The organism is Photobacterium damselae (assembly GCF_003026815.1).
Lineage (GTDB): Bacteria > Pseudomonadota > Gammaproteobacteria > Enterobacterales > Vibrionaceae > Photobacterium > Photobacterium damselae.
In genome coordinates this window covers 16254-27917 of sequence record NZ_PYOG01000038.1, presented here as the reverse complement: position 1 = coordinate 27917, position 11664 = coordinate 16254, and the positions used below count along the sequence as shown (strand labels likewise).

The following is an 11664-nucleotide window of genomic DNA, read 5'->3' as shown; positions in this document are numbered from 1 at the left end:
CGGGTGAGTTCATCATCATTAACAAATATCTGGTAAGCGATCTGGAGCAGCGCGGTCTTTGGACGAGCAAAATTCGTGATGCCATTATTCTCAATAACGGTTCAGTACAAGGTATCGATGCCATTCCAGACGATCTTCAATCCGTGTATCGAACAGTGTGGGAAATCTCTCAGAAAGTGATCATTGATATGTCGGCAGCTCGAGCCCCGTTTGTTTGCCAATCGCAAAGCCTCAACTTATGGCTCGCATCACCAACGTTCGCCCAAATCAATGCGATGCACTTCTACGCGTGGAAACGTGGTCTGAAAACCGGCATGTACTATTTGCGCTCCAAGCCATCGACGAATGCGGTGAAAGTGACCGTTGGTCAGCAAAGTGAAGATGAAGATTGCCTAAACTGCGGTGCATAAACCTATCTCGTCAATTAAAAAGATTCGCATCAACCGAAAGTAAGGAAGCGGTATGATTGTTAAAAACAAATTTAGCTTGTTCCCCATTCAATACGAAGAGATTTGGCAAGCGTACAAAACTCACGAAGCGGCTTTCTGGACTACAGAAGAACTCGATTTTGCTCAAGATCTTGCCGATCTTGCCAAGCTGACCGAAGGCGAAAAGCACTTCATTCGACATGTGTTGGCTTTCTTTGCTCAGAGTGAAGGGATGATCAACGAGAACTTATTGACTCGGTTCTATGGTGAAATTGAAATCGCAGAAGCGCGCTGCTTCCTTGCTTTGCAGGCATTTAATGAGGTCATTCACGCAGAGACCTACGCACTGCAACTAGAAACTTACATTCCTGCGGTGGAAGAGCGTGAACGCTTGTTCAATGCGATTGAAAACGTCCCGACCGTGAAGCGTAAAGCAGAGTGGGTAATGAAGTGGATCTCTTCCGATAAACCATTGACAATGCGTTTGATCGCCTTTGGCTTGGTGGAAGGCTTGTTCTTCGCTGGCAGCTTCTGTGCCATTTACTACTTCCGTAAGCGTAGTTTGCTGGCAGGCTTGGCGGCAAGCAATGACTTGATTGCTCGTGACGAAGGATTGCACTTTAGCTTCTCTGCGCTGCTATTTAAAACCTTAGGTCAAGGTAAGGTGACGCAACAAGAGTTTGAAGAGATTTGCAGAGAAGCAGTTTCAATTGAGAAAGAGTTCGTAACAGAAGCCTTACCTGTGGACTTGATTGGTATGAATGCTGAGCTGATGTGCCAATACATTGAGCACACTGCTGATGTTATCGCTGGTTTATTCGGCTTCGATCCGATCTTTTACGCTAAAAATCCATTCGATTATATGCGCTTACTAGATATGGAAGGAAAAACTAACTTCTTCGAAAAACGCGTTACTGAGTACAAACGACCTCAAGATCGCCAATTGAGTTTTGATGCAGATTTCTAACGGTAAAGAATAGCTATGAAAATAGAAATGTACAGCAAGGAGCAATGCTCTCAATGCGAAATAGCTGCAATATGGTTACAGAATCAGGGCATTAACGTGGTAACGCTCAAGTTGGATGTCGAGTTTGACCGAGAAACTTTGTTCAAATTATTTCCAATGGCAAGAAGCTATCCTCAATTCATTCTCGATGGTGAACCGATTGGTGATTTTGGTCGCCTAAAGTCGGTACTAGATTTTGAGCAAAACGCCGCGTTCTGAATAGTAGCCAGCCGAAGGCTGGCTACTATTCGTTGTTAGTTTCTTTTTCTCAGTTATTCAAATAGATAAAAATATGTATATGCAGTAAGTAGTGCTGGGATCGAGGAATAAAGTGTCGCAATTAATGCCGCCTTTGGTGCTAAGGCGATGGCTGGAAATAAAGCATCACCATCATTACTAATGGCATTGCCCAACTGAGCTGATAGGGGGATTGTTCCTGCTAGAAACATGCTTGTTACTATGATTTGTGGACCACATCCAGGTAGTAGTCCGATAGCAATGCCAATTAAAGGTAACAAAATACCCCAATGGTTGAATAGTTGATTTAAGTCGATTTGAGTCCAGTAGAGCATAAGCTCAAAAGCAAGAAATGCACCAATGACCCAACTTAAAACAAAATTTGTATCAAGAGCAATTCGATTAAATGCTTTGTCATTAGGTTTTTTAGGGTCTTCAGAGACCATTGACTGGTAATCTGACACCTCGCGGCTCAAAGCCCACAGAAATATTGTAATGATAGCGGCAACCGCGCCAACTATTTCGATCGTATTTGCTGGAAGATTGAATAAATGGTTTGTATCAATTTGAAATGAACCTAACAAAGCAATAGTGATCGCAGGTATGAGTATCCATTGCCAGAATTTGCTTTGTAACTTTATCAGTATTGGTGTTGTGTCTTGCGATGAAGATTGGCAACAACAGTTTTTTATTTCAACGAATTCATTGACATGTTGAACCCGTTTTAAGAAATGAACTCCATGAACTTTATAAATAACTAACCCTGATAATATTGCGACCACCGTACTTATCATGATTACGAATAACCCGACAGAAGGCTTGGTTGCTAATAAAAGAAAAGCGGCATCTCCCATTGTTGCTGTTAATACAGTTACCACTGCTGCAAAAGGTAACTTACCATTCACGTATTGGGTCATCACGATAATAGCCCCCCCACAGCCAGGTAATGCCCCCATTAGAGCTGAAAAAACGATTTGTCCTATCACTGAATGCTCTATTAGTTTGGTTATTGGGGATTCCCTATGTTTTAGTTTTGTTGAAATAAACTCATAGACAGCAAGGGTTGCTGCAACATAGGCGGCGACTTGCCAAAAACCGTCAGCCAGTACTTGAATGGTTAATTCTCGTAATGATGAAGTAGATATAAGTAATACAAGAATAATGACTGGTAGAATTAAACGTTTATTTGTTAATTGCCAACTTTGTTGTTGCGCTAATTTAGACAGCTTTTGTATTGATGTGTCCATTACATAATTTCCATAAAGAAAAGCTAAGATTGTTTAAAGAATAAATGCAAATGATAACTATTATCAAATGATTTATGTAAATTTGCTTGAATAAATGGAAAGTGGATAGATGGTGATGTGACGTTGTAATAGCGGATTAAACAAAATGATAAAATGTATACTATCATTTTTTCATTTTAGGGGGCGAGGTTTAGCGGAACGAAAGTGTACGGTAAGCCCTTATTTTTGCCGTCTAAAATATTTATATATATCATGCAGTTAACCACATTAGCGTACAGAACCGTTCCGTTGGACTTCAAACCCCTAAATCTGTTGTATGCGAGGCTCTGTCTATAGATCGTAACTTTGAAAAGAAGTATAGAGATAGTATTTCATCCCAAACGAATAAAAAATATTGAGCTCATCAAATGTGGTTTTGATGAATGCGTGGTATAGAGAAAAGCTTGGAATCGATAAGATTCAAAGCAAGCAGGACCTTCAAATTAGTTTTGTGACACAATGGTGTCTTTGCGATCGAATTAAAGCATATACTGCACACCCTCAAGTAACAGTCAGATTAGGCATATGGTTGGGGGTGATAGGGATTTTTGTTGGCACCGTTAGCTTAATTCCCAATCAGCCTCACAAGCTGATGGTTGCAACTGCAATTGTTTTTTTGTTGGGAAGCTAAATATGATGCGCGCTTGGAGTAGGTAATTTAATTATCTGTTTAAGAGTGATTCGCAATGTGTCGTATTTAGGCTATGCGTTAGCTTTAGTGATTAAGCTAGTATGTGACCGTATCGTATGAGTCAAAATGGACAACTTAGCGTATTGTAAGGAAACTTAGTGAAAAAGGTAATTCTCTTTCTATGTCAGGGATTGGAAGAATATGAAGCAAGTGTATTTACCGATGCTTTTGGCTGGACTACAACATATGGCATAGAGCCAATTGAGCTGATAACTGTTGGGTTACGTCCAAAAGTAAAATGCGCTTGGAATTTCACGATTAAACCCGAATATCAGTTAAGTGAAATAGATATTAATGATTTTGATGCTCTCGCTATCCCCGGTGGTATGAGTCGATCAGGCTTTTATGAAGACGCATATGATGAAAGGTTACTTTCTTTAATTCGAGACTTTGATTCAAAAGGCAAAATAATAGCGTCTGTTTGTGTTGGTGCATTACCAATTGCAAAGAGCGGTGTTCTCAATGGTCGCAATGGAACGACTTATCATTTAAGTAAAAAGCGGCAAACCCAAATGGAAGAAATGGGTGTAAACGTAATTCAAGCCCCTATCGTTATTGATAAAAACATTATTACCTCAAGAAGCCCTTCAGCAGCAATGGATGTTGCATTCAAAGTTGTGGAAATGCTTACATCAACAGCGAACTTAAAGCACATTAAAGAGGGTATGGGGTTTATCGAAAAGACAGATGTCTAGACGGTTAGGAATTTCAATTCCTAACCACTCTGACAGCAATACTTAAAAATCAATCAGTAACCGTCTTTCTTATGACTTAGCCTACTAATACAGGTTACTTTTGAGTATTTTCTATACTATTTTGGGTGTTTCCCCTGATTTAAGGTAGATCTTCCCTAATGGCTGTAACGGAGTCGCCGTTTTTCACGTGTTGTTGCTTTTCTCAAAGCAACTAACTCATGCCCTTTCAGCCCCATTCCATCTTCACAAAACACATGCGGCCACCACACAGAATACATTTGTACGGATCTATGCCTACCAGGTGGTGCATCATTTGTGCGTAATTCAATGTTTTTGGCTCTACTGGCTCTTCCTGATCCAGTAAGTCATAAACCAACGGTAAAGCTTCTCCCCGTTTTCTGTTTGACAGAAAACCATAATACCTAATTGCTCTAAAATTCTTTTCTGCAGGGATGTGTGAGACTAGCCGATCGATCATCTCTATTTGACTAAGGACCAATGTCTTATAGCAATTATCTCTATGATCTTTGTAGACAAAGTGAACATCACCGCCCTGATAATGACGTAGGCGAGAAGCCGCTATTGGCGGCCGCTTAAAATAGCGGCCTAGGTATCTAACTGTTGGACCGACATCTTCTGTCTTTTTGGCCAAGTGAATGCGCCATTTTCGACTGTATTGACTAGAGAGAAACTAACTCCATCCACGAAAGTCTCTAATATGTTGATAGTTATAATGTTTAGTATTCAAGTTATGATAGTGGTCCCGTAGGAACGAGACCACTTGCTGCTTCCAATGCTGCTCTACCATCGCGGCATTAAAGTAGATATTTCCCCATCGCTTAGTTTTGTGATTTATGCCTCCACGCGTGACTGATAGATGAAAATGGACATTCCAATTAAGTTGACGACCAAATGTATGGACTACACAGAATAGGCCAATCTCGATTCCCCGTTTCTTTGCAAAACTCAAGATCGAAATATGGGCCATAGCTTATCGGGCATCGTTAAGGTCATGTGTTGATATTCACATTTGGGTAAGATGGATAGCTGCTTCGCTATCCATTTTTCTGTCAGCATGACTCCACAAGAACTACAAGCTTTACTCTTACAAGAGTTATAGATGACTTTGCGATGCTCACAAGCAGGGTTTTCACATTCGTAGTGCTTACTGCCCACTTTGCTGGTACCGCAAGCGAGCATTTTTCTATACACTCTATTTGATTGGTGGTGATGCTATCACCACAATGCGTGAGATATTTTTCCCAAGCCTCATCTTTATTAAAGATGAGTTTGGTGGCTCTAGGAACGTGCATGTCAGCTATTAGTAAGACGTTGCACCATCTCGCTCTGCGATATGAGCAAGCGAGATTAATACTTCATGTAATTTGAATGCAGTAGTCGATGTGTCACCAAACTTATCAATAAGATATTGATAAATTAATGCAATTTCTTCGTCGTGATCTTTTGGTGGAGCAATATCATACTGAGCATTTAGCAACTGAATGATATTATCCATGGTGGTCTCATATTGCTCATAGCTATCAAAAGCAGATGAAGCCTGAACCGGACGACATTTCTTTGTTGGTTTCTTCTTCTTTTTTCTAGGTTTGTTACTCATAGAATGTAGTCAATACAGTAATGATGATTTGTACTGATATAAAATAAGAATGCCCGCTAAATTAGCGAGCATTAAGGGGTAAAAGTGAGGCTCTAGACCTCTCTTTTCTATTTCAGGTTGAGATATCTGGCTCCAGCCGAAGGCTGGCTACTGTTCCAAAAATTAAGCATGTTTAAAACCAAGATTTAGCTTAAATCCACATGCTTGAGCATAACTCACTAAAGTTTTAAGACTAGGATTTGATCGTCCAGATTCTAAACGCGAAATATTCGGGGCTTTTGTTCCCATTTTTTCAGCAACTTCATCTTGAGTTAAGCCTGATTTTTCTCTCATTGAAATTAGAGAATTTATCAATTCAAATTCAACACTTAGATCGTCATAAGCTTCTTTTACTTCAGGATTCTGTAATGCTTTTCTTTTTAATGTAGATAAACTCATAACTTCACCTCTTTCATTCGCTCTCTAGCAAGTTCTATTTCTTTTTTTGGGGTCTTATTCGTCTTTTTCACAAAAGCTCTTAATACGTAAACATGCTGTCCTTTTAAATAGCAAAACAACCCTCTACCTATACCTTCTTGAGCTTTAGCTCTTATTTCAAAAAGCCCATCTCCCATTGAGTCTGTATGTAGTGGGCCTAAATTTGCTCCATGTAATTCAATTAATTCGAGTAACTTAATCATACGAGCCTGAATTTTAGGTGGCATTACTAATATTTCATCTTCAACACCAGAGTAAAAATCCACTTTCCAAGCCATTCTATAACTACTAAGCCTATCATATATGATAGGTTACTTTAACATTACTGGCCTATTAAGGTCAAAATATAGATTAAAATTGGTATAAGTAACAAGATACAAAAATACCGTCACGATGGACGGTATTTAACAAAAGATAACGAATGCTGCCCTACAGTCCAGATACACTGTAACGTCCAGAGACAACAAAGGTCGCATATTGCGACCTCAAGTTATTTAGTTACATAGATTTTATGTAATGTTTAGATAATACGATTTGAACTCGTAGTATTTGTGATACGACAGCATTTCTATCATTGTAGAATAAATCATCAGTTGTTAACTTTTTTAATTCTCTTAATTGTTCTTTTGGATTAACTGTCGTCTTATCTAGTTGATTTATTCTATCGCATATGTTTCTTATTTTCATGAACATAGCTAAAGCTTTTTGATAATCAGAGTTACAAAATTGCTTATCACCTAATTCTGATGCAAATTGTCCTAAATTGAATAAAGATTCATCTAATTGATCGATAGATTTATTGCGTTCTACTTTTCTATTCGACGATAATTCTAATCGATAAACAACAATCCAACCAATGACAGTAATAGCGAGGCTAATAAGGCTTATTATTGTTGGAACGTTATTACTACTAGATGCTTTTACTAGTTCAAAAGTACATCTAGCTAGCTCTGATGGCATCTTCTACGTATCCTTGAATTTCAAACACAAGGTCATCATCATCATCACTGATGATTTTGCTAACTATCTCTTTCATTATAGTGCCAGAGATGCCTTTTCTAACACATCCGCCAAAAATTTCTTCTAAAAATGATGAACCATATCCGAAAACACCATCTAAATTAATCACCAAATCTGCACCATGCTTTTGGATTTGAGGAAGGAGGATTTCATCTCTATATTCCTCTCCACTTGAAGGACCCAGTTTTTTATAACGTGCTCCTGGGTATTTAGTAAAATCTTTGATGTAAAGTATCATTTCTCTTCCGAATTTGTATAAGGTATTGTCCATTGAATTATAGTTCCTCCAACCGAAGTTGAGTTATCATACGCTTTCGATGGCCTGTTTTGACCTTCATACTTGTAAGTTCCTTTGTTGGAGAAAATCATCAATGAACTTTGTTCTGTTTCATCCACAAAAGTTTTTACGTCAGTGCCACCTTTCCCTCTGTAAATCTCTTTTGTCCTTGTTTCTTTTACCATAGTCGATGCGTGTATCAATGTACAATCCGTTGTAGGCTTAGATGGTAATTTTAGTTTTTTCCATAGGGTTGTAAGTATGTTTTCGTCTTGGGTAACTTCTAAAGTTTTTGGTATACCATGACCTAGATCACATATAATGACCGTTATTTTATCATTTAAGACTCCAACAAAGAACCACCATCGCTTCAAAATGAAAGGATTATCTCTCATTACCTTATCTGTGTACGCATGCTCACAAGCGTTTGCTACCGCTTCAAAACAACTGCGATATAGTTTATTCGTTTTGATCTTAAATTTACCTAGGTTTTGTATCAATTGTGCTGCAATTTCTCCGCTTGCATTATCACCGTGAGCATAGCTCCAGCATGTTACACTTTTAGCGTCACACCTACGCTTTATATGTTCATGGCCTATTAGCTTATAAAAGCCAATGTGAACTAATACACTATCAACAAGGTTACGATTTTCCATTTGTAACCCTATCCGTTGGTTTGGTGGACGAGTTACTTTAAACTCAAGTTTAGGGTATTTTGCCTTAATATAGTCGACAGTTGCGGTCATTAATAACCCTGCCGCTGCTGTTATATGAGTAGTATTTCTAAAACATATTCTTAAGTATATTTTTTTATGCCGTTTTGTGTTGAATTTATCTGAGGCTTGTTTTGCCTTAACCTCTAAATCTTTTTTGAAATGAATAAAGGCTGTATGATTTTTAGGCTTATAAATATCGATAAATGTTGGCGCTACGGCAATATATTCATTTAACTTACTTCGGCTGCCATTACTAGTTTTTAGTATTTTCCTTTGTTTACGCTTAATTTTTTTTGTGAATTTTTTGATAGATAGCTTTTTCCAAAAATACTATTTTTTCTTTGGTACTCTTTTCATTCATATACTCGTTAATAATAATTATATTTTTTCAATACTGCCAGATTAGGCAGTATAATTATTCTTAATTCAAATAAAATTAGTAATAATATAATCTGCTAACTTATTGTGTTCTTAGTTTTTCTGTGATGATATACATTATATCGATTTTGTATGGATATTCTATACGATGAGATCAATATACTATCTTTTAAATCTTAAAATTAATATCCTTTCCTTGTGTAAAATTATATTTTTCAATTAAAACATGATGTTAGCTTGATTTAATTCTAGATAGGTATTGATATTGGTATTTAGACCGAATTATGACCTGTATTGACTTATATTAATCGAATTAAGTATACGGTGAATGAATAACTAATTACTAGTATTCAAGTGGTATCAAATATTAGCTATTTAAAAAATCTATCTAAAGCGATCTGATATGTGGTAACGTCCAGATACAAAAAACCGCCTCAAAGGACGATTTTTTAACGTAATCAGATTTTATGCGTACTGAAGAGATGAGTTATTTGAAAAACTTACCTAAAGCTTTTTTTATTTCTTTTTTTGAATACTCGAGAACAAGTGCTCTTCCCTCTTCAGAAGCAACATCAATTACTGCATCATAATCATTAAACTCATGGCAACTCTGACATTCAATCATATCACCAGATGACAATTCTTTATCAGTATCCCCTTCAAGAACGCAATCACAAAAAAGGCATTTTAGCTCTACAGTAAAAGTTTTATCTTCCATATTAATTATTCCCCATAAATTTTAGAGTAAATGTCGCTAAAGCAAGCAAGAAACCAAGAACTAATAATAATCCTTTGTGATCATCAATATTATCTGAAAGTTTTTTTAAAAAACCTCTGGACGCCTTAATTTCTTCAAATCGTGTTTTTGAACGAGCAGCACCGATACCTTTAGGCGTTATCTGTAAATGACGATACCTATCACCCATGCAAGTATGCTTCAACCACTCATGTGCTAGGCATTTATCAGCAGCCTTTCTTACTTGTTCAATTGTAAGTTTATTTGTTTCTAACTTATTTATTTCATTAACAAGTTCTTCATCTATTGAAATTGAAACAACTTTATAATTCGCACCGTTTTCTTCCATGTAATGGATGATATTGTTTAGAATTTTAAACTCAGGCATCTTTTCCCCCCTCCACCATAAGCAATAATACGCTTATACTTTATAAGGCGATAATACCTATTTTTCAATATGTAACGTATGTAATTTGAGATCATATAACGTCAATATACAAAAAAACCGCCACGAATGGCGGCATCATATAAATTAATTAATCAAGAAAAGGCTTATCCGCAATCACAAACGGTTTAAATTCCGTATGTGTAAGAACAGTTTTCCCCAGCCCACTTTCGCTGTCCGTTGAGTATTTTCTCGTAAATAGCGGCGATTATCACTCGATTGTGATTTACCTACTAGACTCAAGTGATAATTCATTTCATGATCTTGACTAAAGTTTACATGTTCCCAATCATTCATAAATAAAACTTCCATATGACATATAAGTGCAATATTGCACATCGAAACACTGTCCAATTAATTTTCACCACACTAGTCCTCAAAATACACTCTTTTCTACCTCAAAACCGGTCACATTTTTTGTGAATAAGTTGTTATCAAAATCGACCGCTCCCTTTTCAGCCTAAAATCGATCTTAAGTCTCAAAAGATCATGTTTTCTATATGTTGATAGGGTGTGGCATTTGAATTTGTTGTTTTAATCATTAATAACAATTAATTGTTTTTTGTTATTGTTTGTTCGAAATTAACAGGTTTTAGCTTTAAAAAAATGGTGTGTTAGGATATATCTATTAAAAACCATCATTTAATAGTCTTTTTATCAATCCTTTAAATTTCCCACATAAATTGTGTTTTAAATATATGTACAATGATAGTGTTACATGTAAAAGTTCTAAATGATTTTTGCCCCATTTCTTCTCTGCGCGAAAGTTTACTCGCAATCTGCGACTGTACGTTTGCCTTACCTGTAGTTATCCGAGAAAGTGTCGAAGTAAGCTTTTTGAAAATTATGCGTCAGTTTATAATCTAATAATCACCGCTCTCTCATTAACCTATTGATTATCAATTGAACAGTGGTTGGAAAGGCTGCATGATAGGAATCTGAATGGTGGCTAAAAACCGTATAAAAAGCGTTATAATTTTTAGGGAGAGACTGTGGAGCTAGTTGAAATAAAAAAGAAGGTTAAACGAGAGCTATTGACCTCTGTTCCTATTCTGTTGCTTGCTTTTATTTTTCCAATTTTAGCGTGGTTTGGCATTTTCCAACTTGAAGATAACTCAGCAATTTGGTTTCAGCGTAGTGGCTCAATTACTGTTCTTTTTGCCGTATGGGTTGAATTTAAGTTGTTCAAGTTAGCAGGGCTTACTAATCCTATCAGTGAGAATGGTAAAACTTATGATGATATACGTAAGAGCGATTACCTCCAAACTCACAATTTAAAGAAGATCCAAATCATAAAGTATTTATCCGCAGTATTGGCTATTTCTGGCACAGTCATTTGGGGGTATGGGGACTTAATCTTCATAGCGTTGTCGTAATAAATTATAACAAACGACTATGGCGTCAATAACTAATTTTTAGCTATGTTCTCATCCCACATGACGCCATCTCTTAGTATTGTATTTAAAATCACGACTATCTTGCGAACTTCCATCTTGAATTACTCACTTGCCTTTGTAAGGCTCACTTTATCTCGTTATTGAGGCAACGCCAATGAGAGATGCAGCTTGTTTATTGGTAATGTAGCCTAACTCAGGAACATTACTGATTCGAGTCTTTGGATTGTTCTATCTATTGCTAGGTTACCCAAGTTTAT

The 11664-nt window shown here is 36.9% G+C and carries 15 protein-coding genes and 2 pseudogenes; 5 read left to right on the top strand and 12 right to left on the bottom strand.

Annotation, left to right across the window (positions count from 1 at the left end; translation table 11 throughout):
- From CTN07_RS20210 to CTN07_RS20200, 3 genes are all read left to right on the top strand, one after another.
- Positions 1–410 (top strand): ribonucleotide reductase barrel domain-containing protein (locus CTN07_RS20210; protein WP_146154895.1); only part of this gene is annotated, 410 nt, incomplete at its 5' end.
- Positions 411–462: 52 nt separating this feature from the next.
- Positions 463–1395: a ribonucleotide-diphosphate reductase subunit beta gene (locus CTN07_RS20205; RefSeq protein WP_005306679.1), complete on the top strand. Its 933-nt coding sequence runs from the start codon at positions 463–465 to the stop codon at positions 1393–1395.
- Positions 1396–1410: 15 nt separating this feature from the next.
- On the top strand, positions 1411–1653 hold the full coding sequence (locus CTN07_RS20200) for a glutaredoxin family protein (RefSeq protein WP_172460618.1): 243 nt from the start codon (positions 1411–1413) through the stop codon (positions 1651–1653).
- A gap of 53 nt (positions 1654–1706) precedes the next feature.
- Here the strand turns inward: CTN07_RS20200 and CTN07_RS20195 are convergent, their stop codons facing one another.
- Entirely contained in the window at positions 1707–2918 is a 1212-nt protein-coding gene (locus CTN07_RS20195; RefSeq protein ID WP_107183748.1) for a putative manganese transporter, read from the bottom strand.
- An 828-nt stretch (positions 2919–3746) separates the two neighbouring features.
- Here CTN07_RS20195 and CTN07_RS20185 point away from each other — a divergent pair.
- Complete coding sequence (locus CTN07_RS20185; RefSeq protein ID WP_005306894.1) at positions 3747–4343, top strand: DJ-1/PfpI family protein; 597 nt, start codon at positions 3747–3749, stop codon at positions 4341–4343.
- A 155-nt stretch (positions 4344–4498) separates the two neighbouring features.
- On the opposite strand, the pseudogene CTN07_RS20180 reads toward CTN07_RS20185, so the two are convergent.
- The 10 genes and pseudogenes from CTN07_RS20180 to CTN07_RS20135 all read right to left on the bottom strand — a co-directional run bounded on the left by CTN07_RS20180 (position 4499) and on the right by CTN07_RS20135 (position 10307).
- Positions 4499–5656: pseudogene (locus tag CTN07_RS20180) on the bottom strand (IS91 family transposase).
- Positions 5657–5664: 8 nt separating this feature from the next.
- Entirely contained in the window at positions 5665–5961 is a 297-nt protein-coding gene (locus CTN07_RS20175) for a hypothetical protein (RefSeq protein ID WP_036766250.1), read from the bottom strand.
- A gap of 162 nt (positions 5962–6123) precedes the next feature.
- Positions 6124–6399, bottom strand: coding sequence for a helix-turn-helix domain-containing protein (locus CTN07_RS20170; protein WP_013404598.1), 276 nt, complete (start codon positions 6397–6399; stop codon positions 6124–6126).
- Positions 6396–6716, bottom strand: coding sequence for a type II toxin-antitoxin system RelE/ParE family toxin (locus tag CTN07_RS20165; RefSeq protein WP_036766247.1), 321 nt, complete (start codon positions 6714–6716; stop codon positions 6396–6398). The genes CTN07_RS20170 and CTN07_RS20165 overlap by 4 nt, the downstream gene beginning before the upstream one ends.
- A gap of 220 nt (positions 6717–6936) precedes the next feature.
- The gene (locus CTN07_RS20160; RefSeq protein ID WP_036766244.1) at positions 6937–7398 is read right to left on the bottom strand and encodes a hypothetical protein; all 462 of its coding nucleotides are present in this window, start codon (positions 7396–7398) and stop codon (positions 6937–6939) included.
- Positions 7379–7729 carry an STAS-like domain-containing protein gene (locus tag CTN07_RS20155; RefSeq protein ID WP_232282498.1) on the bottom strand — a complete coding sequence of 117 codons (351 nt, stop codon included), beginning with the start codon at positions 7727–7729 and terminating at the stop codon, positions 7379–7381. Before CTN07_RS20155 ends, CTN07_RS20160 begins: the two co-directional genes overlap by 20 nt.
- Positions 7693–8481 carry a hypothetical protein gene (locus CTN07_RS20150; RefSeq protein ID WP_005306888.1) on the bottom strand — a complete coding sequence of 263 codons (789 nt, stop codon included), beginning with the start codon at positions 8479–8481 and terminating at the stop codon, positions 7693–7695. Before CTN07_RS20150 ends, CTN07_RS20155 begins: the two co-directional genes overlap by 37 nt.
- A gap of 835 nt (positions 8482–9316) precedes the next feature.
- Positions 9317–9547, bottom strand: a complete 231-nt coding sequence (locus CTN07_RS20145) for a hypothetical protein (RefSeq protein WP_036766241.1) — start codon at positions 9545–9547, stop codon at positions 9317–9319.
- Position 9548: 1 nt separating this feature from the next.
- Positions 9549–9953, bottom strand: a complete 405-nt coding sequence (locus tag CTN07_RS20140; RefSeq protein ID WP_036766239.1) for a hypothetical protein — start codon at positions 9951–9953, stop codon at positions 9549–9551.
- A gap of 174 nt (positions 9954–10127) precedes the next feature.
- Positions 10128–10307, bottom strand: coding sequence for a hypothetical protein (locus CTN07_RS20135; RefSeq protein WP_232282497.1), 180 nt, complete (start codon positions 10305–10307; stop codon positions 10128–10130).
- A gap of 695 nt (positions 10308–11002) precedes the next feature.
- On the opposite strand from CTN07_RS20135, the gene CTN07_RS20130 reads away from it, so the two are divergent.
- On the top strand, positions 11003–11386 hold the full coding sequence (locus tag CTN07_RS20130; protein WP_036766238.1) for a hypothetical protein: 384 nt from the start codon (positions 11003–11005) through the stop codon (positions 11384–11386).
- Between the two features lie 32 nt (positions 11387–11418).
- Here the strand turns inward: CTN07_RS20130 and CTN07_RS20125 are convergent.
- Positions 11419–11617, bottom strand: a pseudogene (locus tag CTN07_RS20125) (IS110 family transposase); the annotation flags it as partial.
- Positions 11618–11664: the final 47 nt, after the last annotated feature.